General features: G+C 66.6%; 21 protein-coding genes. 10 read left to right on the top strand and 11 right to left on the bottom strand.

Going from position 1 to position 24,298, the window contains the following annotated elements:
- Positions 1–150 precede the first annotated feature (150 nt).
- Positions 151–1,434, bottom strand: coding sequence for a polysaccharide deacetylase family protein (locus BACI349Y_RS11835; RefSeq protein WP_201302432.1), 1,284 nt, complete (start codon positions 1,432–1,434; stop codon positions 151–153).
- A 133-nt stretch (positions 1,435–1,567) separates the two neighbouring features.
- Entirely contained in the window at positions 1,568–2,437 is an 870-nt protein-coding gene (locus tag BACI349Y_RS11830) for an Fpg/Nei family DNA glycosylase (RefSeq protein WP_159632265.1), read from the bottom strand.
- A 167-nt stretch (positions 2,438–2,604) separates the two neighbouring features.
- On the opposite strand from BACI349Y_RS11830, the gene gcvH reads away from it, so the two are divergent.
- The 5 genes from gcvH to BACI349Y_RS11805 all read left to right on the top strand — a co-directional run bounded on the left by gcvH (position 2,605) and on the right by BACI349Y_RS11805 (position 5,695).
- On the top strand, positions 2,605–2,991 hold the full coding sequence (gene gcvH / locus BACI349Y_RS11825; RefSeq protein ID WP_159632264.1) for a glycine cleavage system protein GcvH: 387 nt from the start codon (positions 2,605–2,607) through the stop codon (positions 2,989–2,991).
- A 157-nt stretch (positions 2,992–3,148) separates the two neighbouring features.
- The gene (locus BACI349Y_RS11820) at positions 3,149–3,625 is read left to right on the top strand and encodes an FHA domain-containing protein (protein WP_159632263.1); all 477 of its coding nucleotides are present in this window, start codon (positions 3,149–3,151) and stop codon (positions 3,623–3,625) included.
- 23 nt (positions 3,626–3,648) lie between these two features.
- Positions 3,649–4,365: a transcriptional regulator FtsR gene (ftsR, locus tag BACI349Y_RS11815; RefSeq protein ID WP_018763526.1), complete on the top strand. Its 717-nt coding sequence runs from the start codon at positions 3,649–3,651 to the stop codon at positions 4,363–4,365.
- Positions 4,365–4,868, top strand: coding sequence for a bifunctional nuclease family protein (locus BACI349Y_RS11810; protein ID WP_056331728.1), 504 nt, complete (start codon positions 4,365–4,367; stop codon positions 4,866–4,868). The genes ftsR and BACI349Y_RS11810 overlap by 1 nt, the downstream gene beginning before the upstream one ends.
- Positions 4,869–5,101: 233 nt before the next feature.
- Positions 5,102–5,695, top strand: coding sequence for a MerR family transcriptional regulator (locus BACI349Y_RS11805; RefSeq protein ID WP_018763528.1), 594 nt, complete (start codon positions 5,102–5,104; stop codon positions 5,693–5,695).
- Positions 5,696–5,795: 100 nt separating this feature from the next.
- Here BACI349Y_RS11805 and BACI349Y_RS11800 read toward each other — a convergent pair whose 3' ends face one another.
- On the bottom strand, positions 5,796–6,614 hold the full coding sequence (locus tag BACI349Y_RS11800) for a ParA family protein (protein ID WP_159632262.1): 819 nt from the start codon (positions 6,612–6,614) through the stop codon (positions 5,796–5,798).
- Between the two features lie 301 nt (positions 6,615–6,915).
- On the opposite strand from BACI349Y_RS11800, the gene BACI349Y_RS11795 reads away from it, so the two are divergent.
- Positions 6,916–10,314 carry a pyruvate carboxylase gene (locus BACI349Y_RS11795; protein ID WP_159632261.1) on the top strand — a complete coding sequence of 1,133 codons (3,399 nt, stop codon included), beginning with the start codon at positions 6,916–6,918 and terminating at the stop codon, positions 10,312–10,314.
- 152 nt (positions 10,315–10,466) lie between these two features.
- On the opposite strand, the gene BACI349Y_RS11790 is transcribed toward BACI349Y_RS11795, so the two are convergent.
- Positions 10,467–11,504, bottom strand: a complete 1,038-nt coding sequence (locus BACI349Y_RS11790; RefSeq protein WP_159632260.1) for an AAA family ATPase — start codon at positions 11,502–11,504, stop codon at positions 10,467–10,469.
- A 93-nt stretch (positions 11,505–11,597) separates the two neighbouring features.
- On the bottom strand, positions 11,598–13,406 hold the full coding sequence (locus tag BACI349Y_RS11785; RefSeq protein WP_159632259.1) for an AMP-dependent synthetase/ligase: 1,809 nt from the start codon (positions 13,404–13,406) through the stop codon (positions 11,598–11,600).
- 170 nt (positions 13,407–13,576) lie between these two features.
- On the opposite strand from BACI349Y_RS11785, the gene BACI349Y_RS11780 reads away from it, so the two are divergent.
- On the top strand, positions 13,577–14,665 hold the full coding sequence (locus BACI349Y_RS11780; protein ID WP_159632258.1) for an ROK family glucokinase: 1,089 nt from the start codon (positions 13,577–13,579) through the stop codon (positions 14,663–14,665).
- 28 nt (positions 14,666–14,693) lie between these two features.
- On the opposite strand, the gene BACI349Y_RS11775 is transcribed toward BACI349Y_RS11780, so the two are convergent.
- From BACI349Y_RS11775 to BACI349Y_RS11765, 3 genes are read right to left on the bottom strand one after another with little or no spacing between them, the layout of a single operon-like run.
- The gene (locus BACI349Y_RS11775) at positions 14,694–15,221 is read right to left on the bottom strand and encodes a hypothetical protein (protein ID WP_159632257.1); all 528 of its coding nucleotides are present in this window, start codon (positions 15,219–15,221) and stop codon (positions 14,694–14,696) included.
- Positions 15,208–16,014: an alpha/beta hydrolase gene (locus tag BACI349Y_RS11770; protein WP_159632256.1), complete on the bottom strand. Its 807-nt coding sequence runs from the start codon at positions 16,012–16,014 to the stop codon at positions 15,208–15,210. The genes BACI349Y_RS11775 and BACI349Y_RS11770 overlap by 14 nt, the downstream gene beginning before the upstream one ends.
- The gene (locus BACI349Y_RS11765; RefSeq protein ID WP_159632255.1) at positions 16,011–16,799 is read right to left on the bottom strand and encodes an alpha/beta hydrolase; all 789 of its coding nucleotides are present in this window, start codon (positions 16,797–16,799) and stop codon (positions 16,011–16,013) included. Before BACI349Y_RS11765 ends, BACI349Y_RS11770 begins: the two co-directional genes overlap by 4 nt.
- A gap of 110 nt (positions 16,800–16,909) precedes the next feature.
- Between BACI349Y_RS11765 and BACI349Y_RS11760 the strand changes: the two genes are divergently transcribed.
- Both BACI349Y_RS11760 and BACI349Y_RS11755 read left to right on the top strand, forming a co-directional pair.
- Complete coding sequence (locus tag BACI349Y_RS11760; protein WP_159632254.1) at positions 16,910–17,731, top strand: lysophospholipid acyltransferase family protein; 822 nt, start codon at positions 16,910–16,912, stop codon at positions 17,729–17,731.
- A gap of 98 nt (positions 17,732–17,829) precedes the next feature.
- Positions 17,830–19,221, top strand: a complete 1,392-nt coding sequence (locus tag BACI349Y_RS11755; protein ID WP_159632253.1) for a class II 3-deoxy-7-phosphoheptulonate synthase — start codon at positions 17,830–17,832, stop codon at positions 19,219–19,221.
- 52 nt (positions 19,222–19,273) lie between these two features.
- Here BACI349Y_RS11755 and pknB read toward each other — a convergent pair whose 3' ends face one another.
- Positions 19,274–21,292 (bottom strand): Stk1 family PASTA domain-containing Ser/Thr kinase, encoded by a 2,019-nt coding sequence (gene pknB / locus BACI349Y_RS11750; protein ID WP_159632252.1) that lies wholly within the window; start codon positions 21,290–21,292, stop codon positions 19,274–19,276.
- Between the two features lie 102 nt (positions 21,293–21,394).
- Positions 21,395–22,789, bottom strand: a complete 1,395-nt coding sequence (locus BACI349Y_RS11745) for a lytic transglycosylase domain-containing protein (protein WP_159632251.1) — start codon at positions 22,787–22,789, stop codon at positions 21,395–21,397.
- A gap of 249 nt (positions 22,790–23,038) precedes the next feature.
- Here BACI349Y_RS11745 and BACI349Y_RS11740 point away from each other — a divergent pair, with 249 nt between their 5' ends.
- Entirely contained in the window at positions 23,039–23,392 is a 354-nt protein-coding gene (locus BACI349Y_RS11740) for an Rv2175c family DNA-binding protein (protein ID WP_201302431.1), read from the top strand.
- Positions 23,393–23,401: 9 nt separating this feature from the next.
- Here BACI349Y_RS11740 and BACI349Y_RS11735 read toward each other — a convergent pair.
- On the bottom strand, positions 23,402–24,298 hold an 897-nt coding region (locus BACI349Y_RS11735), incomplete at its 5' end, for a polyprenyl synthetase family protein (RefSeq protein ID WP_236560808.1).

The raw sequence follows: 24,298 nt of genomic DNA, 5'->3' as shown, positions 1-24,298 counted from the left end.
AGCGCCGGAGAATTTCTCCGGCGCTTTCCGCTTTTTTGGGTTTCATGGTCATTCCCGGCTGCGCACCCTCACGTGGACAAATCACCCCGGGAGCCGGGGGTGAATTGTCCGGTTGGGGGTGTCCTGGGTGGTGCAGGGCATGGTGGACAGTCAGCCGAGGGCCGCGTCGAGGGTGACGAAGCCGTAGCCGGCCGCCCGGAGCTGGGAGATCACCTGGGGGAGGGCCGCTGCGTCGAGCGTTGAGCCGTCGTCCGGGTTCGAGCCGAGGTGCATCAGGACGATCTCACCGGGCTGCGCGGAAGCCATGACGCGCTGGACGATAAAGTCCGGGCCGCGTGTTCCGTTCATAGTGCCTTGCCAGCCAAGGGTGTCGACGGTCCACCGGACCGCCGCGTAGCCGGCGCCGTTGACGTCGGCGATCGTGCGCGAATCGCGGGCGCCGAACGGGAAGCGGAAGAACGGGAGCGGGTCGCCTCCTGCGGCCTCGATGGCCCTCTGCGCGCCACCGATCTCGGCCGCGATCTGGGCGTCGGTCAGGGTGGTGAAGTCCGGGTGGGTCATGGAGTGGTTGCCGATTCGATTCCCCGCGTTGTAGATCAGGGCCGGGTCGGAGGGGAACTGGTTGACCCAGTTTCCGGTGAGGAAGAATGTGCCGGGGACCCCGTTGGCTGTGAGGGTGCTGAGGATCGATCGCAGGCCGGCGTCGTTGGCGCCGGCGTCGAACGTGAGTGCGACAACCTTCTGCGTGGTCGGAATCCGCTCGAGGTCCACGCCCAGGAGCGCTGATGGGATGCTGGTGTAGATGACCTCAATCCTGCTGCTGGCCTCATGCCACAGGATCGAACCGTGCTGGAAGTCGCTGCGGCGGCCGCCCGTGATGCCATACTCGTCGCTGGTCGGGTAGCCGAGCCTGCTGTGCTCCCAACCGAGTGCCGTCCACTGGGCGCGGATGGCTCCATGCACCTCGTGGGCTCCGGTGGCGGGGCTCCAGTACATCGAGCCCCCGGCGAAGTGGTTGAACCTGCCAACTCCGTCTGGGGTGGCGGTTTCGTCGGTGAGGGGGAAGCCGAGGAAGCCGGCCGGGCCGCCGAGTTCTGCGTAGTGTCCGCCGATTGAGCCGTGTATTTCGTGGGCTCCGGTGGCGGGGCTCCAGTAGATGGTGCCGCCGGCGTAGTTTTGGGCGCGGCCCCCAGCGATGTCGTACGGGCTGCCGACGGGCGCTCCGAGAAACGATGCGCCGCCGCCGAGCTGCTCATAGTGCTGGACGATCGCGTCGTCGCCAACCTGCTGGACCGCTGCCGACGCCGGAAGGCTCCGCTCCGAGGCTGCCGCTGACGCCGTGGCCGCGGGCGGACCCAGAGCCGTACCCCCGAGGCCACCGCCGAGGGCGAGGGCCAAGGCCATTCCGAGGACGGCGGGTCGGGACCGGCGCATTGTGACCCCTTCGTACTGACCGAGACATGCGAGCCTTGATCAAGACGCTACGCCCCGGGGGCGTGCCCGGGCAGGACCGGAAGTCCCGAATCTGCCCGGGCAGGCCGTGCAACGCCCCGGGTGCCTGATCTTCCTACTTCAGGAACTTGGACGTGCGCCGGTCAGCCAGGATCTTGCCCTTGGTCTGGCAGGTGGGGCAGTACTGCAGTGCGGTATCCGCAAACGACACCTCACGGACGGTGTCGCCGCAGACCGGGCAGGGTTGGCCGGCACGGGCGTGGACCCGCATATGGCTGCGTTTGACGTCCTTGAGATCCTTGGGCGGCTTGCCGGCCGCTTCCGCCAGCGCTGCGCCCAGTACGCTGTGGATGGCGTCGTGCAGCACCTGTACGGTCTCCCGGTCCAGTGACTTCGCGATGGCGAAGGGCGAGATGCGGGCCGCGTGCAGGATCTCGTCGCTGTACGCGTTGCCGATCCCCGCGATGACGCTCTGGCTGCGCAGGAGGCCCTTGATCTGCTGCGAACTGCCGGCCAGGATCTCAGCCAGCATGCCGGCGTCGAACGCCTCCGTGAAGGGGTCCGGGCCCAGCGAGGCGATGCCCGGCACCTCCTGCGGATCACGCACCACGTAGACCGCCAGGCTCTTCTTGGTACCCGCTTCCGTCAGGTCCAGCCCGCGCGGACCATCCGGCCCGGAGAAAGCGCCCCGGACCGCGATGAGGCCCTTGCCCATCCGGAGCTGGCTGTCGGCGGGGGAGTCCGTGAAGCGCACCCAGCCGGCCCGTGCCAGATGGAACACCAGGGAAATGCCGCCGGTATCGATGCTGATGAATTTTCCGAACCGCCGGACGCCGGATACGGTGCGGCCCTCGACCGCGTTATAGGGAGGATCGGCCGTCTTGAGCACGGCAAAGGAGACAACCTGCAGCTTGGTGACCACGCAGCCACGCAGCTGTTCATCAAGGAACGCGGCCAGGCCTGCGACTTCCGGCAGTTCCGGCATGGCCTACCCCACCTTCCCCAAAGATGCTGCACCGGTGCTTGCACTCATGGGTTCCATCTTGTCAGAAAGGCCCGTGCCGGCCCCGGCAGTTATGCCTATACTTTCAGCGGCGGCCCGATTTCCGGGCCCCTTGTGACATTGGCGCGTACCCCGATGAAAGGCCCCCCATGAGCAACATTCCCGAAGACCTGTCCTACACCGCCGAACACGAGTGGGTTACCGCCCCGAATGCCGACGGCGTGGTCCGCGTGGGAATCACGGATTTTGCCCAGGACGCGCTCGGAGACGTCGTCTACGCCCAGATGCCCGAGGTCGGCACGAAGATTACGGCAAACGAAGTGGTGGGTGAGGTTGAGTCCACCAAGAGCGTGAGCGACATCTACGCACCCGTTTCCGGCGAAGTCGTGGCACGCAACGACTCCCTGGACAGCGATTCGGCCCTGATCAACACCGATCCCTACGGCGACGGCTGGCTCATCGAGATCAAACTGGCCGAACCTGACGCCGTTGAGTCTTTGCTCAGTGCATCCGAGTACGAACAACAGGTAGGCTAAAGCTAACCGGTATTTCCGGTCCGGCCCCGCGTCGCGGGCATGGCGTCTGCGCACGTCAGAGCCCGGATCGGGAGCCGGCGCCGGACCTGCCGGACAGGACCGGAGACTAACCGTTGGTTGCGGGTTGAGTGCCCGCAACGTCTAAGAGGAGGAATCCATGGCTGGCCACAGACACAACCCTGCCGATGGGGAATACGGCACGGGTGCGGCTAGGTCGTCGGAGACCACCTCGATCCATCTCACCCCCGTCACTGACGAACCCATCATCGCGCCCAAGCTGTCCTCGGAAGAGCGCAACTCGGTGGAGGCCCTGCCTGCCGGCTCGGCGCTGCTCGTTGCCCACAGCGGCCCGAACGCCGGTGCCCGGTTCCTCCTGGATTCGGATGTGACCACCGCGGGGCGCCACCCCGACGCCGACATCTTCCTGGACGACGTCACGGTATCGCGGCGCCACGTGGAGTTCCGGCGCACCGCCCGCAGCTTCGAAGTGGTGGACAAGAACAGCCTCAATGGCACGTACGTCAACCATGACCGCGTGGACAGCGTGGAGCTGAAGTCCGGCAGCGAAGTCCAGATCGGCAAGTTCCGCCTCACCTTCTACCTGAGCCCTGCCACGGCTGCAGGCCGCAGCTGAACCGGGGACCGCTGCCTGTGGCAATGGCACAACCGGAACGCCGGGGCCCCCAGGTCCTGAACATTGGTGAAGTCCTCGCCCAGCTGAGCGCCGACTTCCCGGGCATGACCGCGTCGAAGATCCGCTTCCTGGAGGAAAAAGGGCTGATCAACCCGCGGCGCACCCCCGCTGGCTACCGGCAGTACTCGGATGGCGACGTGGAGCGGCTGCGGTTCGTGCTGGCCCTGCAGCGGGACCAGTACCTGCCCCTGAAGGTGATCAAGGACTACCTTGACGCCATCGACAGGGGAGAGCGGCCGGAGAACCTGCCGCCCGGCGTCGTGGTTTCCCCCCGCATTGTCTCCGATGAACTGGCCGCCGAACTGCAAAACCGTGGCCGCAAGCTGAGCGAGGAGCAGCTCCGTACCGAGTCCGGCGCCAGCGTACCGCTCCTGCAGTCGCTCCTGAGCTTCGGCCTCATCAGCCACAGCAACGGCCAGTTCGACGAGCACGCCCTCCAGGTGGCCCGCGCCTGCGTCCAGCTGGAAAGCCACGGCCTGGAACCACGGCACCTGAGGCCCTTCCAGGCAGCAGCCGAACGGGAATTCGGCCTGGTGGAACGCGCTGTCGCGCCACTTGCCTCACGCAAGGACTCGGCATCCCAGGCACGCGCGGCAGAGGCGGCCCGCGAGATCAGCGATCTTTGCCTCACCTTGCACCGGGCCCTGGTGCAGGACCACATCTCACGCATGGACATCTGATGATCGAAGTCGAGATTGTAGGCGTTCGCATCGAACTGCCTTCCAACCAGCCGCTGGTCCTGCTCAAAGAGATGCACGGCGAACGCCACGTTCCCATTTGGATTGGCACCCCGGAAGCCAGCGCCATCGCCCTGGCCCAGCAGGGCGTGGTCCCGCCCCGGCCCATGACCCACGATCTCCTGGTGGACGTGGTGGAGTCGCTGGGCCACTCCGTGGTCAGCGTCAACATCGTGGCCGTGGAGGACAACATCTTCTACGGGCAGCTGCAGTTCGAGAACGGCACCACTGTGAGCTCGCGCGCCTCGGACGCGCTGGCGGTTGCGCTGCGCGCCAAGTGCCGGATCTGGTGTGCCGATTCCGTAATGGACGAGGCAGGCGTCCGCATTACAGAGCACGACGAGGGGGAAGACGCCGAGCCGGGCCCCACCGTGGACGAGGAGCGCGAACTGCGGCGTTTCCGTGAATTCCTGGACGACGTGGAACCAGAGGACTTCGACGGCTAAGGTCACGTTAAGGTTAAAGTTAAGGCTGAAAGTTTCGACACGCCTCTTCGAAGCCCCCGAGGTCTTTGACCTCGGGACCCGCCGGGCCTAACGTCGAAGTATCAAGTTCCCTTGCTTACGGCAGCCGCGCAAGTCACACTGGAAAGTGCGCCCCGCGGAGAAATTACACCCATGGTCTTCATGCCAAGGATGCTGTATCAGTTCCGGGGGAGCGTACGACAAGGAGGATCCAGGTGAGTCCCAAAGGCGAAGCAGGCGGGCTTAAACAGCCCACGGCTGGTGTTGCTGTGCCCGTGAGTGGTGCCCAAGGCCTCCTGTTCACCGAAGACCTGCCGGTACTGGATGAAGACGCCGGCTACCGTGGCCCCACTGCCTGCAAGGCCGCAGGCATCACCTACCGCCAGCTCGATTACTGGGCCCGCACCGGACTCGTCGAACCGGCCGTCCGCGGCGCCGCCGGTTCAGGCTCGCAGCGGCTCTACGGATTCCGCGACATCCTGGTCCTCAAAGTGGTCAAAAGGCTCCTGGACACCGGAGTTTCCCTCCAGCAGATCCGCACCGCCGTGGAACACCTGCGGGAGCGCGGCGTTGAGGACCTGGCACAGATCACGCTCATGAGCGACGGTGCCAGCGTCTACGAGTGCACCTCCGCCGATGAGGTCATTGACCTGGTGCAGGGCGGCCAGGGCGTGTTCGGCATCGCAGTGGGACGCGTATGGCGCGAGGTCGAGGGCAGCCTTGCATCGCTGCCCAGCGAGCACGCCGCCGAACAGTCCTTTCCGGACGACGAACTGAGCAAGCGCCGGGCAGCGCGGAAGATCAGCTAACCCACCCGCAGCCATACGAATAAGGGGCCGCCCTCCAGCTGGAGGGCGGCCCCTTATTCGTTTAAGCGCTGTGGTTTCTGCGGCCTGCGGAACGTCCCGGTCAGCGGGCGCGGCTGCGGAGACCGCTGCCGGCCGTCATCAGGTTGGACAGCAGGTCGTCAAACAAACCGGCCGCGGACTTTGCCGAATCACCCGGCCAATGGTGGACGGGGTGGGCTGCGCCCTGGATCTGCTGCCAGTTGGCCTGCTCAGGAATGCGCGGGCTCAGCAGGAGTTCGCCGAACATGGACTCCATCTCCGCAAGCCGGTAGGTGTGCTCGGAGGAACCGCTCCGGACCCGGTTGGCAACGATCCCTGCCGGCGAAAGATTGGGCGCAAACTCCTGCTTGAACAGCTGGATGGCCCGCATGGTGCGTTCGGTACCGGCAACAGAGAACAGGCCCGGCTCGGCCACCAGGGCCACTTTGTCACTGGCCGCCCAGGCCATGCGCGTCAGGCCATTGAGCGAGGGCGGGCAGTCGACCAGGACCAGCTGGTAGTCCGCGGCGCCGGCGAGCACGGCGGAAAGCCGCCGGAGATCGCGGCGGCCAAGGTCCGGCCGGTCGTAGATACCGGTGTAGGCGGAGCCGACGGCGACATCCAGGACGGCGGGCCTGGAACCGTTGGAGGGGGCGCGGTCGGCCCAGCTGCTCCGCACCACGTTCTCAGCCAGCTTCGCCCGGCGCGGGCTCTTCAGCATCCTGCCGATATCCAGCTGGTCACCCGGCTGCACGCCTAGGGCGGTGGTGGCGTCGGCGTGCGGATCCAGGTCCACCACCAGCGTGCGTACTCCTGCGGCCAGCGCCGCAGACGCCAATCCTGTGGTGACGGAAGTCTTGCCGACTCCACCCTTGAGGCTGCTGATGCTGACTACTTGCACTTGAGAGACCAAAACCTAACGCCGGATGCCGTGTTGGGGGTAATGTTTGCCTCGGCAGAGCCGAAGCCGGACGGTCCTGCCGCCCTACTCATCATATGTTGATGCGTCGGCGAATCCTGCTTTATCGGGCGTCGGCATGGCACCGACTGTGCTGCCGGGGCGGTTTCCGCCAGCCAGGCTGAAAGCGTTCGGGACATGACGGGAAAATCTGTGACCGTGGCCACAAAGATTTGTGTTTGTCCTTGCAGGTCCTAGACACTGTGACCACTCATCGATCCACCCGCAATGATGCAGGAGAAGTATGTTTTCCAAAGTTCTGGTGGCCAACCGCGGCGAAATCGCGATCAGGGCCTTCCGCGCCGGCTACGAGCTGGGCGCTAAGACCGTTGCCGTTTTTCCCCAAGAGGACCGTAACTCGATCCACCGCCAGAAAGCGGACGAGGCCTACCTGATTGGCGAGGAAGGACATCCCGTCCGCGCATACCTGGACGTGGCGGAAGTGGTGCGCGTCGCGAAGGAGTCCGGCGCAGACGCCATCTACCCGGGCTACGGTTTCCTCTCCGAGAACCCGGAACTGGCACGAGCGGCAAAGGAAGCCGGCATCACTTTCGTGGGTCCGCCCGCCGAAGTGCTTGAGCTCGCCGGCAACAAGGTGGCGGCCCTGAAGGCGGCCCGGGAGGCCGGGGTGCCGGTCCTGAAGTCCAGCGAGCCGTCCAAAGACCTGGACGAGCTCCTGGCCGCCGCCGATGAGATCGGATTCCCCATTTTCGCCAAGGCTGTCGCCGGCGGCGGTGGCCGCGGCATGCGGCGGGTGGACACCCGCGAGGCACTGCCGGAAGCCCTGAAGTCAGCCATGCGCGAAGCCGATGCTGCGTTCGGTGATCCCACCATGTTCCTGGAGCAGGCGGTCCTCCGCCCGCGGCACATCGAAGTGCAGATCCTCGCGGACGCCGAGGGCAACGTCATGCACCTCTTCGAGCGCGACTGCTCCATCCAGCGGCGGCACCAGAAGGTCATCGAGATCGCCCCCGCGCCCAACCTTGATGAGGGCATCCGCCAGGCCCTGTACCGGGATGCCGTGAAGTTCGCCAAGGCACTGAACTACGTCAACGCCGGTACCGTCGAATTCCTGGTTGACACGGAGGGCGAGCGGGCGGGCCAGCACGTCTTCATCGAAATGAACCCGCGCATCCAGGTGGAGCACACGGTCACCGAGGAAGTCACGGACGTGGACCTGGTCCAGGCCCAGATGCGGATTGCCTCCGGAGAGACGCTGGCCGATCTTGGCCTCTCCCAGGACACCGTCCGGCTTCGCGGCGCCGCCCTCCAGAGCCGCATCACCACCGAGGACCCCGCCAACGGGTTCCGCCCCGACGTCGGAAAGATCACCGGATACCGTTCGGCAGGCGGTGCCGGTGTCCGCCTGGACGGCGGCACGGTCTACTCCGGTGCCGAGATCAGCCCCCACTTCGACTCCATGCTGGTCAAGCTCACCTGCCGCGGCAGGGATTACCCCGCCGCGGTTGCCCGCGCCCGCCGCGCACTTGCGGAGTTCCGCATCCGCGGCGTCTCCACGAACATCCCCTTCCTCCAGGCTGTGCTGGATGACCCGGACTTCATCGCTGGGGATGTGGCCACGAACTTCATCGACCAGCGCCCGGAGCTGCTCAAGGCCCGCGTCTCGGCCGACCGCGGCACCAAGCTCCTGACCTGGCTGGCCGACGTCACCGTCAACAAGCCCAACGGCGACCGGGCCGTGCATTCGGACCCGGCCCACAAGCTGCCCGACGTCAAGGACATGCAGGCAGGACCCGGTTCACGCCAGAAGCTTCTTGAGCTGGGCCCGGAAGGCTTCGCGAAGGCACTGCGCGGGCAGAATGCCGTTGCCGTCACCGACACCACCTTCCGTGACGCGCACCAGTCCCTGCTGGCCACGCGTGTCCGCACCCGCGACCTCGTCGCCGCCGGCCCCGCCGTTACGGCCCTCATGCCGCAGTTGCTGTCCGTCGAGGCCTGGGGCGGCGCCACCTATGACGTGGCACTGCGCTTCCTGGGCGAGGACCCCTGGGACCGGCTCGCTGCACTGCGCAAGGCCATGCCCAACGTCTGCATCCAGATGCTGCTGCGCGGCCGCAACACCGTGGGCTACACCCCTTACCCCGAAGAAGTGACCGAAGCTTTCGTCAACGAGGCTGCCGCTACGGGCATTGACATCTTCCGCATCTTCGACGCCCTGAACGACGTCAACCAGATGGCTCCTGCCATCCGCGCGGTCCGGGCCACCGGCACCGCCGTCGCAGAGGTGGCGCTTTGCTACACCGGCGACATGCTGGACCCGGAAGAGAAGCTTTACACCCTGGACTACTACCTGGGGCTGGCGCAGAAGATTGTCGACGCCGGAGCCCACATCCTGGCCATCAAGGACATGGCCGGGCTGCTTCGGCCCGCTGCCGCCGCCAAGCTCGTCGCGGCGCTGCGTGAACGCTTCGACCTGCCCGTCCACCTGCACACCCACGACACCGCAGGCGGCCAGCTGGCTACGCTCCTGGCGGCTGTCGACGCCGGTGTGGATGCCGTGGACGTGGCTTCCGCATCCCTGGCCGGCACCACCAGCCAGGTGTCGGCGTCGGCCCTTGTTGCTGCGCTGGCCCACACGCCCCGGGACACCGGCCTCAGCCTGGACGCCGTCAGCTCGCTCGAGCCGTACTGGGAGGCCGTCCGCCGCGTCTACGCGCCGTTCGAGTCCGGCCTGCCCGGCCCCACCGGCCGGGTGTACAAGCACGAGATTCCCGGCGGGCAGCTCTCCAACCTGCGCCAGCAGGCCATGGCCCTGGGCCTGGGGGAGCGGTTCGAAGCGATCGAGGACATGTACACGGCAGCGGACCGGATCCTTGGCCACCTGGTCAAGGTGACGCCGTCCTCCAAGGTGGTGGGCGACCTCGCCCTGCACCTGGTGGGACTCAACGCGGACCCCGCCGACTTCGAGGCCAACCCGCAGAACTACGACATCCCCGATTCCGTCATCGGCTTCCTGTCCGGCGAGCTCGGCGATCCTCCCGGAGGCTGGCCGGAACCCTTCCGCACCAAGGCCCTGCAGGGCAGGAGCGTCAAGGTCCGCGACGTCGAGCTCAGCGCCGAGGACAGCGCAGCGCTCAAGTCCGACTCCAAGACCCGGCAGCACACACTGAACCGGCTGCTTTTCGACGGGCCCACCAAGGACTACCTGAAGAGCGTGGAGACATACGGGAACATCTCGGTGCTGGATACCCGTGATTACCTCTACGGCCTCCAGCGCGGCACCGAGCACGAAATCCAGCTGGAACGCGGCGTACGGTTGATCGCCTCCCTGGAGGCCGTGTCGGAGCCGGACGAGAAGGGCATGCGTACCGTCATGTGCACGCTGAACGGCCAGTCCCGTCCCGTGGTGGTGCGCGACCGTTCCGTGGTGAGCAACGTCAAGGCCGCTGAGAAAGCCGATCCCGCGCAGCCCGGCCAGGTGGCCGCCCCCTTCGCAGGTGCCGTCACCGTCACCGTCAAGCCAGGGGAGACGGTCAAGGCCGGAGACACCGTGGCCACCATCGAGGCAATGAAGATGGAAGCGTCCATTACGACGCCGGTAGCCGGCAAGGTGTCCCGCCTCGCCATCTCCGCCGTGGAACAGGTCCAGGGCGGAGACCTGCTGCTGGTCATCGACCAGTAGGCTTCACCGGAGACGGCGAAAGGGTCCTCCCGCTCGTGAACGGCTCCCCGGAAGTTGGACTGATGAATTCAGTTCCGGCCTTCGGGGAGCAGTTTTGCGTGGAGAAGGAAAGCCCGCCATCCCGGGAACAGTGCAAAGCCGCAGTGGTCCGGTCAGGCCAGCCAGCGCCACCAGCGTGGCTGCTCCGGTTCCGGCGCCGGTTCAGGCTCCGGCTCCTCGCCGAGGGCCAGCGCGGCCTGGACGATGTCGTCCGCGGTGAGGGTCATGACGGCTTCACGATCGAGGGCGTCGAGGCTTTGTTCCTCGTCGAGCGAGAGCCGCAGCGCCTGGCGGTTGAGTGCCTGCTCGAACAGCGTGCGGGCGAACCGCGCGTTGCCGGAGTCTTCGCCCGCATGGAGCCCGGTGAAGATGCGGCGCAGCATCTGGTCCGCACCCGGCTCCAGCATGTACTCATGCTGGGCCAGCATCTGGTGGAAGATCGTCTGGAGCGCGTCCACGGAGTAATCGGGGAAGGTGATCTCACGGGCGAACCGGGAGCGCAGCCCGGGGTTCGAGAGCAGGAAGGACTCCATCAGCGCCGGATACCCTGCCACAATCACCACCAGGCGGTGGCGGTGGTCCTCCATCCGCTTGAGCAGGACCTCGATCGCCTCCGGGCCGAAGTCCATCCGGCCGTCCTCAGGGGCCAGCGCGTAGGCCTCATCGATGAACAGGACACCGTCCAGCGCGCGCCGGATCACCCGGTCCGTCTTGATGGCGGTCTGGCCGACGTACTGCCCCACCAGGCCCGAACGGTCCACCTCCACCAGGTGGCCTTTCTGCAGCAGGCCGACCGCGCGGTACATCTCGGCCAGGAGCCGCGCCACGGTGGTTTTGCCCGTGCCCGGGTTTCCCAGGAACACCAGGTGCTGTGATGTGGCAACCTCCGGCAGGCCGTGCGCCTTACGGCGTGCCTGAACCTGGAGCAGTGCGACGAGGGCCCGCACCTGTTCCTTCACGGTTTCCAGTCCGACCAGCGCGTCGAGTTCAGCCTGCACTTCGGACAGCGGCCGGGCCGGCCCGGGCCTGGCCCCCATGAGATCGCCCACGAGGTCGTCCACGCGCTCCGAACCGCCGGGCAGCTTGAGCTGATCGGCGAGGTGTCCGATGGTTTCGCGCAGGTCATCGAGCGGTTTGCGGCTGGCAGCCATGCAACCACTGTAGTACCCGATGCCCGGCCAGGGTGGTCCGTGGAACAGGAAAGGGTCCTCCCGCCATGGGAGGACCCTTTCGTGTTACCGGCCTCAGGAGCGCGGGGCGGAGTACATTTCCTCGATTACGCTTTCGAAGTCCTTCATGACCTGTGACCTTTTGACCTTCATTGACGGCGTGAGGTGCCCGGAGGCTTCGGTGAAGTCGGCCGGGACGATGCGGAAGGACTTGATGGCTTCGGCCTGGGAGACCGACGAATTTGCCGCGGTAATGAGGTCCTGCACTGCTGCCTTCACCACTGGATTGGCGGCTGCCTGCTCCAGGGTGGTGTCCGCCGGAAGGCCGTGGCGCTGGAGCCAGCCCGGCAGGGCTTCCTGGTCCAGGGTTACCAGGGCCCCGATGAAGGGCCTGTTGTCGCCCACCACGAGAACTTGCGATACCAGGGCGTCGGCACGGATCTGGTCCTCCAGCAGGGCCGGGATGACGTTCTTGCCGCCGGCGGTGACGATGATTTCCTTTTTGCGGCCGGTGATCCAGACGAAACCGTCGTCATCCAGCTTGCCAATGTCCCCCGTATGGAACCAGCCATCCGTGAACGCCTCCGCGGTGAGGTCGTCCCGCCCGTAGTAGCCGCGCATGACGCAGACTCCCTTGGCCAGGATCTCGCCGTCGTCGGCAATCTTGACGGAGTTGCCCGGGAGGGGCTTGCCCACGGAACCGATCTTGATCCGGGACGGGGTGTTCACCGTGATGGGCGCGGTGGTTTCGGTGAGTCCGTATCCCTCCAGCACCTGCAGGCCGATGCCCTGGAAGAAGTGGCCCAGCCGCTCGCCCAGGGGGCCGCCACCGGACACGGCATGGGCAACATGTCCACCCATGGCAGCCCGCAGCTTGCCGTAGACCAGCTTGTCGAACAACGCGTGCCGCAGCTTCAGGCCCAGTCCCACCCGTCCGTCCTGCCGCGCCTTCGAGAAGGCGATGGCAGTCTCGGCGGCCCGGTGGAAGATGGCACCCTTGCCGCCGTCCTCGGCCTTGGTCAGCGCGGAATTGTAGACCTTCTCGAAGACCCTGGGCACCGCCAGGATGAACGTCGGTTCGTAGCTCTGCAGGTCCGCCAGGAGGTTCTTGATGTCCGGGGTGTGGGCCACCGTGGTTCCGGCTGCCATCGCCAGCACCGAGATGTACCGGGCAAACACGTGGGCCAGCGGCAGGAACATGATGGTCTTGGCATGTTCGTGGACAATTTCGCCGATGATGCCCAGGGCATTGTCCGAGAGTTCCACGAAATTGCCGTGCGTCAGCTCACAGCCCTTGGGGCGTCCCGTGGTTCCGGAGGTGTAGATGATGGTGGCGACGTCCCGCAGTCCCGCAGCTTTGCGGCGGGACTCGAGGTCCTCGTCGCTGACGCCGCGGCCTGCTTCCCGGAGGCTGTCCAGGCCCTGGCCCTCAAGCTGCCACACGTGCTGCACGTCCGTCAGGCCTTCGGCGGTGACGGCCTGGCGGATGACGTTCTCGTGCTGGGCGGACTCGCCGAACGCGGCCACCGCGCCGGAGTCGCCCAGGTTCCAGGCCACCTGGGAAGGGGAGGAGGTTTCATAGATGGGGACCGAGACCGCTCCTGCGAACCAGATGGAAAAGTCCACGAGAGACCACTCGTAGCGGGTACGGGACATGATGCCCACACGGTCACCGGCGCCGACTCCACTCGCCATGAGCCCCTTGGCCAAAGCCTTGACGTCGGCCAGGAATTCGGTGGCGGACACATTGCGCCACGCACCCGAGGCGTCCAGGCGGGAAAACAGTGCCGGGTTGCTGGGCTTGGCCGCCTGCCGCAGCACCAGGTCAGTGATGTTGGTTTCGGGCGGGACAACAACCAGGGGCGGAACACTGAATTCGCGCACTATAGCTCCTTTGATATCTGAAGTCCCGCGCAGGGGGTTTGCCTAAAGACTAGTACCCCGGGCGGAACAGTGCAGTACACAAACCTACTGGCGAGTAACTTAGCCGTCAATGGGCGCTGTGAAGGGCTGTATGTCAAGACAATGTTTCCGCCCGCCTAGAATGGTGGACTATGTACGGACCGTTGCCCGGCGATCAGGCCGGCCCCCTGAAAAGACCAGCTCCGTGGCGCCGCCGTCCCGCCACCCACCGTGCCGGACAGCTCCATGGCGGCACCGGCGGCCACCTCCGCCTGGGCCGCAAGGGACTGGCCATCGGAATCGACATCGGGGGAACCAAGGTCGCTGCCGGCGTGGTGGACGCCGAAGGACGGATCCTCAGCGAGGCCCGCCGCTCAACCCCCGGAACGGACCCGCGGGCAGTAGAGCAGGTCATTGTCGAACTGGTGGAGGAACTCGGCCGGGGGCACCGCATCTGGTCAGTGGGCATCGGCGCAGCCGGCTGGATGGACCTTGCCGGCGGAACCGTCCTTTTCAGCCCGCACCTGGCCTGGCGCAACGAGCCACTGCGTGACAACCTCCAGCGGCTCCTCCGCCGTCCGGTGCTCCTGACCAACGACGCCGATGCCGCAGCATGGGCAGAGTGGCGCTTCGGCGCCGGCCAGGGGGAGGACCGGCTGGTCTGCATCACGCTGGGTACCGGCATCGGCGGCGCCATGGTGATGGACGGCAGGGTGGAACGCGGCCGCTTTGGCGTGGCAGGGGAGTTTGGCCACCAGATCATCATGCCGGGCGGCCACCGCTGCGAATGCGGCAACCGAGGCTGCTGGGAACAGTACGCTTCGGGCAACGCCCTGGGACGGGAAGCCCGGCTCCTGGCACGGTCCAACTCACCGATGGCCCAGGACCTGCTGGCGGCCGTGGGGGGACACCCGGAAGCGATCACCGGAGCCATCGTGACCGAACTGGCGCTCGCCGGCGACCCCGCTTCGCGGGAACTGATCGAGGAGGTCGGCGAATGGCTGGGCCTCGGGCTGGCCAACTTGGCAGCGGCCCTGGACCCGGGGCTGTTCGTTATCGGCGGCGGCCTGTGCTCAGCGGGCGACCTGCTGGTGGAACCGGCCCGCAAGGCCTTCGCGCGGAACCTGACGGGGCGCGGATTCCGCCCGGCTGCAGGGATCGAGCTGGCGGCCCTGGGCCCCAACGCGGGGCTCATCGGAGCTGCCGACCTTTCCCGCGTCAGCAGCCGCGTCCGCAGCTGAGGACGACGGCGGTGCGGCCGCCGGGGAGCTAGACCCTGGCGCCGTCGTCGTCGCCGTTCTTTTCCTGGGGCAGCTTCATGATCAGGTACACCGTGGCCAGCACGAACACCGCAACGATGCCAACGATGGCCAGCAGGGGCGCTGACCGCCAGAACATGGCTGAGAGCAGCAGTGCGACGGGTCCGCCGACGGCCCCGAGCCAGGCGAGCATGGTCAGGGGGTCGGTGCCGGCCAGGCTGGGCGGTTCCTCCGGCACGAACTCTTCGCCGTCGTCGTCCACGTCATAGTCCCTGGGACCCTCGCCGGGCACGTCCGCGCCATTCGCGGGCCGCGCCTGACGTTCGGCCGCGGACATTTCGGCGGGAGGAGTTCCCGCCAGCCCCAGGGGATCGAAGTCGCGGAACGTGGGTTGCGCGGGGGGTTCCGGCGCAGCAGCCACCGGACCGGTGGGCACGATCGCCACGGTGTCCGATTCCAGCCTTGCCACCAGGTCCAGCCAGACGGCGTCGTCCTGGTTGGCGCCCTGGTCCGGCTGGTCGGAGTCAGGCCTGTTCACTGCGGACCTCCTGTCCGGGCCGCGCCGGGCCGGCCGGCGCATCCTGCAGGGCGCGCCGGATGAACTCAACAGACCCCTCAAAGATGCGGTCGGCGTCGTTGTCCAGGGTCGCGACGTGGTAGCTGTTCTCCAGCCGCACCACTTCCAGCGGAGCGTGCGTCAGCCCGCGCCGGAGGGCGTCCATGCTGGCATCCGACACCACGTGGTCCACGGTGGAGCGGTAGACCTGCACGGGTGCGGTGACCCTGGGCAGGAGCCGGACGGTGTCCCTGAACATTTTGTTCAGTTCGTGGGCAGCGGCCACGGGTGTGCGTGCATAAGCACCCTCATCCATCCCTGCCTTGAGGATGTCATTGCCGATGGAGGGGGTGCTTTTGAGCACCAGCTTCAGGATCCCTGCCAAGGGCGCGCGGGGATCATCAATTACCAGGCCGGGGTTCACCAGGATCACTCCCGCGACAGGCCGGGTAGCGGCAATGCGCAGGGCCAGCGCCCCGCCCATGCTCAGGCCGGCTGCGAAGACCTGGTCGCACTCGGCGTCCAGCTCCAGGAAGGCGTCATCCAGGGCGCCGTGCCACTGCTGCCAACGGGTGCGGGCCAGGTCCTGCCACGTGGTCCCGTGGCCGGGCAACAGCGGCATGCGGACGGCGAAACCGGCTGCGGCGAACGCCGTGGCCCAGGCGCGCAGGCCATGGGGGCTTCCCGTGAAGCCGTGGGACAGGACCACCCCCGTACGGGATCCTTCGTCGCTGAAGGGGCTGGTGAACGGGCTGTGGTCCGGACCGGAGGTCATGGCGTCTCCAAGGGACTGGTACGGCGGGCGTGGGCGGCGACGAATTCTCCGGACCTGGCGAAGATCGCGGGCGCGTCAACGTCCAGAGTAGCCACATGGCCGCTGCTGGCAAGGTCCACCACGTCGGTGAGGTTCGGGCCCAACCCCTTCCGCAGCAGCGCCAGCGATGTGGGCGGGACCACGGCGTCGGTACGCGACTTGAAGACCTGGACCGGGGCGTCGACACCGGGCAGCGCCCGCACGGTTGCACCGAACAGTTTCTTGAGCTCATGCACTGCCGCGAGCGGCGTCAGGGAGTAATCGCCATCGTTCGTCGCCGGCGCCCCGGTCTGCTCCTCCTGGATGGGGACCGTGGTCCGCTGGAAGTATTTGAGGAGGCCGATGATCCGTACCCGGCGGTCATAGAAGCTCAGGCCCGGGTTAACGACGCTGACCCCTGCCACCTGGTGGCGGGATGCTGCGAGGAGGGCAATCGCACCGCCCATCGACAGGCCCGCCGTAAAACAGGAATCCGTCCGGGCCGCCAGCTCGAGGAGGGCCTTTTCGTAGCTGCGGTACCAGTCCTGCCAGCCGGTCAGCGCGAGCTGGCGCCAGTCTGTTCCATGCCCCGGCAGAAGCGGGACGGATACGGCGTATCCGAGGTCCGCGAGGTGCTGTGCCCACGGCATGATACTCAGGGGACTGCCCGTGAAACCGTGGCAAATGGCCACTCCGGTGCGGGCGTTGGCGCCGTGGCCCGGATAACTGAAAGCGGCCGGACGGGACGGGGGGCTGCTTTCAGTCATGACTCCATCGTGTCACTGTTCCAGCCAAATCTCACTAGAGTAGGGTTGCATTGAATCGCTGGCCAGGCCCGACGCAGGGCCCGGGGCTGCCTTCCGGAGAGGTTCACCACGTGTTCTATTGGGTCATGAAAAGGATCTTCCTCGGTCCGGTGATCAAGCTGCTCTTCAGACCCTGGGTCAAGGGCCTGGACAACATTCCGGCGCAGGGGGCCGCCATCATCGCCTCCAACCACCTGTCGTTCTCCGACTCCATCTTCATGCCGCTCATGGTGCGGCGCCCTGTGGTCTTCCTCGCCAAGTCGGAGTACTTCACGGGAACCGGCATCAAGGGCAGGCTCACGGCCGCGTTCTTCCGCCTCACCAACCAGTTGCCCATGGACCGCTCCGGGGGCGCTGCCTCCGCCGCGTCCCTGAACGCAGGGATGGAAGTACTCAGCGCCGGCGGCCTGCTGGGCATCTACCCGGAGGGCACGCGAAGCCCCGACGGACGGTTGTACCGCGGCAAGGTAGGCGTGGCACGGCTGGCGCTCCAGGCCGGGGTCCCCGTGATCCCCGTCGCCATGATCGGCACCGACAAGGTCCAGCCCATCGGCAAGCGCCTGCCCAACATCCGCAGGATCGGCATGATCTTCGGTGAACCACTGGATTTCAGCCAGTACCGGGAGCAGGCCGAGGACCGGACGGTCCAGCGCCAGGTCACGGACGAGATCATGTCCCGGCTGATGCGGCTCTCCGGCCAGGAATACGTGGATGAATACGCGGCCGTGGTGAAGCTGCGGCTGGCCGGGAAGCCGGAGGAACCGCGGGCTGCCGCCGAGCCCCTCGCGGCCCCGGCAGCCTCCGGAGACGGATTCGTCCAGGACTCCGGGTTAGGCCCGGCGCCGGGCCGCCCCGGTGTGGAGGACGACGCCGGCACAGAGGCCGCGGGATAGCGGAACCTTCCGGCGGCCCCGCGGCAGTTGTGACGGGGACAGCGGGCAGCGTGACGGTCCGGTGCCCGGCGCTGCCGCCCTGCCGCTAGTCTTAGAGGGTGACTGAGCTATCTGCAAAACCAGCCTTTTCTCTGTCCAGCACCGCCCAGAGCGGAGCGGCCAACTATCCCGGACTGGACCATTGGCGGGACCTTCCCATCTCCCAGCAGCCCAGCTGGCAGGACCGGGATGTCTTTGAGGCCTCAGTAAAGGAACTGTCGGTCCTGCCGCCGCTGGTGTTTGCAGGCGAAGTGGACGTGCTTCGCGAGCGGCTGGCTGCCGCTGCCCAGGGCAAGGCGTTCCTCCTGCAGGGCGGCGACTGCGCCGAGACCTTCGAGGCTGCCACGGCCGACAAGATCAGCGCCCGTGTGAAAACCATCCTCCAGATGGCGGTGGTGCTCACCTACGGTGCCGCCATGCCGGTCATCAAGATGGGCCGCATGGCGGGCCAGTTCGCCAAGCCGCGCTCCTCCAATGACGAAACACGTGACGGCGTGACCCTGCCTGCCTACCGCGGCGACATCGTCAACGGGTACGACTTCACCCCCGAGTCGCGCGGCCACGACGCCGCGCGCATGCTGCGGGCGTACCACACGTCGGCCTCCACCCTGAACCTCATCCGCGCCTTCACGCAGGGCGGTTTCGCGGACCTGCGCTCCGTGCACCAGTGGAACAAGGGGTTTACCGAAAACCCGGCCCACGCCCGTTACGAATCACTGGCCCGCGATATTGACCGTGCCATCAAGTTCATGGACTCCTGCGGCGCCGACTTCGAAGCCCTCAAGCGGGTGGAGTTCTTCGCAAGCCATGAGGCACTGCTCTTGGATTACGAACGCGCGCTGACCCGCATCGACTCCCGCACCGGCTTCCCGTACGACACCTCGGCCCATTTCCTCTGGATCGGCGAGCGTACCCGGGAACTGGACCACGCCCATGTCGACTTCCTCTCGCGGGTACGCAACCCCATCGGCGTGAAGCTGGGCCCGTCCACCACCGGTGACGACGCCCTGCGCCTGATCGACAAGCTCGACCCGGACCGCGAGCCCGGCCGCCTCACCTTCATCACCCGCATGGGCGCCGGCAACATCCGCGAAAAGCTGCCGGCCGTCGTCGAGAAGGTCACCGCCTCCGGGGCGCAGGTCCTGTGGGTCACCGACCCCATGCACGGCAACACCGTCACCTCGCCCAACGGTTACAAGACCCGGAACTTCGACGACGTCATCGACGAAGTGCGCGGGTTCTTCGAGGTGCACCACGGACTGGGGACTGTACCGGGCGGCCTGCACGTGGAGATGACAGGCGACGACGTCGCCGAGTGCCTGGGCGGCGCCGACCCGATCGACCAGGATGCGTTCCTGGACCGGTACGAGTCGGTCTGCGATCCCCGCCTGAACCACATGCAGTCACTCGAAATGGCCTTCCTGGTGGCCGGCGCGCTCGCCAAGCACTAGGAACCAAGCCAAACGGTTCCGGGGTGGGCAGGCTTATGCCTGCCCACCTGGACTACACCACCGTGATGGTGACGACGGAGCCTTCCGGGACCTCCCGGTCCACCGGCGACTGGTCCCGCACGGTGCCGAAGAAGCCGCCCAGGATGTTGTTCACCCGGACCTGGAAGCCCAGTGCCTCGAGCGCCTTGCGTGCCTCCGAGGCCTGCTTGCCGATGAAGCTGGGGACAGCCACCATCTTCGGGCCCTTGGAAATGGTCAGGGTCACCGTGCCGCCCCTGGTCAGCGTCCCGTTGGCCGGGGACTGGCTGACCACGGCGCCCTCCGGAACGTTCCGGTCGAACACCTGGTCGGGGGCTACCTCGGCAGTGAGGCCTGCTGCCTCAACCGCAGCGACGGCGTCGTCCTCGGCCTTACCGACGACCGACGGAACGGCAATAGGCTGCGGTCCCTTGGAAACCGTAAGTCCCACGGGAGTACCGTGCCGGGCAGGGGTGCCGGCAGCGGGATCCTGGGACAGGACGGTACCGGCAGCTGCTTCCTCATCAAATTTTTCGGTGACCGTCCCCAGCGCCATCTCCACCGCGTTCAGGGCGCTCTTCGCCGCGTCCAGAGTCCCGCCGGTAAGTGGTGGCAACGGGAAAAGCTGCGGCCCCTTGGACACCAGCAATGAGACGGGCTGGAACTTCCTGATTTCCGTCCCAGCGGCGGGCTCACTGCCCACCACGAGCCCGGTGGGCACGTCGTCGTCGAAGACGTCGCTCGTGGTGGAGCGGAAGCCCACCCCGTTGAGCAGTTGCTGGGCCTGTGCCACTGTCTTGTTGGCTACTGCCGGCACGGCAGCGGCGGCACCGGGGCCCATGCCGAAGAACCAGCCCGCGCCCGTCGCCAGCAGGGCCGCGAGGATGAGGACCACCACCCAGATGAAGCCGCGGCGGCGCGGATTTCCCTCCCGCAGGGTACGCACCGGAGTTGCGGCGGCCAGCGCGCGGAGCTTCTCGCTTTCCCGGTCCGCTTTCCGCTGCGCCCGCTTGCCCAGCCGCGGCGGCGGGGGAGACCAGCCGCTGTCCCCATCGTCGTCGTCGGGCAGCGTAAGCCCGGGCGGGTAAGCTGGCGCTGCCGGCCGGGAGGGAGGAAGCAGCGTTGTCGGATTGCTGGTGCGGCCCAGAATTTCCGTCGCGTGCTGCGACGCAGCGGCGGCCGCTGCCGGCGGCTGCAGGTCCAGCTCCGCATCGGTGAGGTTGGTCCGGATGTGGCGCAGCTCCTGGAGCAGCGCGTTGCCGTCCACGGGCCGGTTCTCGGGATCGTTGGCGGTACACCACTGCACCAGTTCATCCACTTCGCCGGCCAGCCGGGGGACCAGGTCCGACGGCGGCCCGACCATCCCGTTGACGTGCTGGTAGGCCACCTGGATGGGTACTTCGCCCTCGAACGGCTGCCGCCCGGTCAGCATTTCGTACAGCATGATGCCCACCGAGTAGACGTCGCTGCGCGCATCCGCCGGCTTGCCGAGGACCAGCTCCGGCGAGATGTAGGCCACGGTCCCGATCAGGGCTCCGGTGCTGGTTGAGCTGGTTACGGCACGGGCGAGGCCGAAGTCGCCGATCTTGATCCGGCCGTCGTCGGCGATCAGGACGTTTTCCGGCTTCACGTCGCGGTGGATGAAACCGGCTGCGTGTGCCGCTCCCAGCCCCTCCACCACCGGATCTATCAGTGCCAGCGCCAGCCGGGGTGGCAGGGCACCCCGGTCGCGGAGGACGTCCCTGAGCGTGTGGCCCTTGATGTATTCCATGACGAGGTAGGCGGTGTTGCCGTCGTTTCCCTGGTCCAAAACACCCACCACGTGCGGATGGGACAGGCGGGCGGCGGCCTTGGCCTCACGGCCCAGCCTGCCCAGGAAGTTTTCATCTGCTGCGAGGTGGGGATGCAGCACCTTGAGGGCCACCTCACGGTCCAGCCTTTGGTCCACGGCCAGGTAGACGGTGGACATCCCGCCACGGGCGAGCCTGGAGGTGACGGCATAGCGGTTGTCCACCAGCGTCCCTACAACTGGGTCTGACACGTGTTCCTGCACCTTACGATCCTAATCCCGCAGCAAAACGCGTCTGAAATGAAAACGGGTCCGAACCGGTAACGGTTCGGACCCGCAATCATGAAATTGGTCAGCGGCCGGAGCTCAGCTGAAGTTCTTCTGGTGCGCCTTGATGGCCGCCAGATAGGCCTTGGTGTCGTCGTACATACCGTTCTTGCTCACCGAGTACTGGCCCTGGTAATAACCGGCGATGGCGGTGTCCTGATCCTTGCTGGTGGCCAGGAGCTGCCGGATGATGGCTACCCCGGCCGTGGCGTTGTCGTACGGGTCCAGCAGGTTCAGCTTCCGCCCAACCAGGTCCGAGGCCCACTGCCCGGAGCTCGGAATGACCTGCATGGTGCCGATCGCGTTGGCGGGCGACACGGCGCGCTGGTTGAAGCCGGATTCCTGGAAGGCGAAAGCCAAAGCCAGGGAGGGGTCCACGCCCATGCGGCGTGCCGTGTCCGCAACGATGTTCTTCATTTCGTCCCGCGAGGGAACGGGCGAGGCGTTCAGCAGGGCCTTGTTTTCATTGGCGGAGCTGACAACAGCGGCCGGGTAGCTGAACCCCAGGAAAGAACTGGGCACCAGGGGAGCGGCTGCGGGCTGGGGTGCTGCTGCGGGCTGTGCTGCCTGGCCGGAGCCCCCGGGAATCACCAGCTTGCTGCCCGGGTAGATAACCGTGGTCATGCCCAGCTTGTTCGCGGCGAGCAGGTCCGACAGCTTGACGCCGTGGCGCGACGCGATGACGGAGAGCGTGTCGCCGGCCTTGATGGTGTAGGAGCCCGTTGCCGGTGCCGCGGTGTTTGCCAGCGGTGCAGGTGCAGGTGCGGCGGGAGCCGGGGCTGCGGGGGCGGGCGCGGAATCGCCGCCGCCCACCTTGACCTTCTGTCCCGGGTAGATGATGGAGCGCATGGAGAGGTTGTTCCAGGCGAAGACGTCCGAGAGGGAGACGTTGTGCCTGGCCGCGATGGCACCAAGGGTGTCGCCGGGCTTTACCGTGTAGGTCGCGCCGCCCGCGGGGGCCGGCGCTGCGGGAGCCGGAGCTGCGGGTGCAGCGGCGGGTGCAGGAGCCGCAGGCTCCGCGGAGCCGGACAGCTTGAGCTTCTGGCCCGGGTAAATAATCGTGTTGGCCTGCAGGTTGTTCAGCTTCAGGATGTCCCCGGTGTTCAGGCCGAACCGGCCGGCGATCCCGCTGACGGTATCCCCACGGACGATCGTGTACTCGGCGGGTGCCGCCGGCTGCGCGGGCTGGAACGCTGCGGGAATGGTGGTGGAGACAACTGCGGCGGGGATTACGGTGCCGGCCGCTTTCGCTGCAGCCTGTGCCTTCATTGCTGCTGCAAGGCTGCTGGGAATGTTCCGTACGGGCTGCTGGGCGGTCGCCGGCTGGGCGAGGGCCAAAGATGACAATACGACCGCTGGCAGCGCCGCAGTGGTGGCGGCAATCATCGGCAGACTCGGCTTGGGGGGCTGCTTGGGCGAGCGGGACATCGTCATCGGAAAGAATCCTCTTCTCAACTGCGGGTGCGGACGCGGACGGGGATGCCGCTGTCAATCTTGATACTACTGTGACTCAAGTTATTAGTGTTACAACTGTGATGTGTGTGAATCTCTCATGAATTTGCGGATAGCACAAGAATTTTGGAAATTCGGGTAATAGCTTCTTTTTGGGAGTGTCCGCAGGCCAGGGGCGGAATGAAATGCGCCGACTAGGCGCCGGGGTGGGCGGCGTGGCAACCTTGATCCGTGAGTAATGTAGAAAACCTGGTGGGCGAGTGGTTGCCGCTGCCCGACGTCGCCCGTTTGTTGGATGTATCAATCACCAAGGTGCACAGCCTTATTGACGAGCGTTCCCTGGCGGCTTTGCGCGTGGGGGACCGGAAAATCCGCTCGGTACCCGCGGAGTTCATCCAGGACGGCCAGGTAGTAGACAGCCTTAAGGGAACCATCGTGGTGCTGGCGGACGCCGGCTATTCAGACGAGGACCTTATTGTGTGGCTGTTTACGCAAGACGAGTCACTGCGTGGCCGCCCCATCGATGCCCTGCGTGAGGGCCGCAAGACGGAAATCAGGCGCAGGGCCCAAACCCTGGCCTGGTAACAGCCCGCTTCAGGAGGCTCGGCTGACCGTCGCTTCGGCCAGCCTCCGGAGGGCGGTTTTGGGCAACTCTTCCAGTTCAAGCCCGTCAAGTGCATCGAAGGCTGCCGAGCCGAATTCATTGATGAGGACTTCGGTGGCCTGGAGCGCTCCGGAGTCCTCGATGATCCGCCGGATCTCCAGGATGTCAGCGTCTGACAGATCCGGGCTGCCCAGGCTGGCATCGATGAATGCCGACTCTTCCGGCGAAGCCTGGTCCAGGGCGAGTGCCACCAAAACCGTCCGCTTTCCTTCGCGCAGGTCGTCGCCGGCCGGCTTCCCGGTGGTCAGCGGATCACCAAACACGCCCAGGACGTCATCGCGGAGCTGGAACGCTTCGCCCAGCGGGAGGGCAAATGCCGAGTATCCCCGGAGCAGCTCATTGGTGGCCCCGGCCAGGGCCCCACCCAGGGCCAGGGGGTGTTCGGTGGAGTACTTGGCACTCTTGAACCGGATGATCGACTGAGCCCTGCCGACGGCACCGGCCCGGTCCCGGACCGGACCTGCTACTTCTTCCAGGATGTCCAGGTACTGGCCGGCCATGACCTCTGCCCGCATGAGGTTGAAGATGAGCCTGGCCCGGCTGCCCGACGCAGCCCGTTCGCCGATGTCAGTGAACGCCTCTTCGCTGAAGGAAAGGCAAAGGTCGCCCGCAAGGATGGCAGCGGCCTGGCCAAACCGTTCGCTGTCCAGCGCCCAGCCCTGCGCAGTGTGCAGCTGGCTGAAACGGCGGTGCACGCTGGGACCGCCCCGCCGCGTATCCGAACGGTCGATGATGTCATCGTGGATCAGGGCGGCCGCCTGGAACAGTTCAAGTGCGGCACCGGCCGTGACGACCTGGCTGGCCCCCGCCTCGCCGCCTGCGCCCCG

The sequence above is a fragment of the Arthrobacter sp. 8AJ genome (genome assembly GCF_902506025.1).
Lineage (GTDB): Bacteria > Actinomycetota > Actinomycetes > Actinomycetales > Micrococcaceae > Arthrobacter.
Note: the sequence above shows the minus strand (reverse complement) of the source record. Positions and strands in the feature narration are given on the sequence as shown.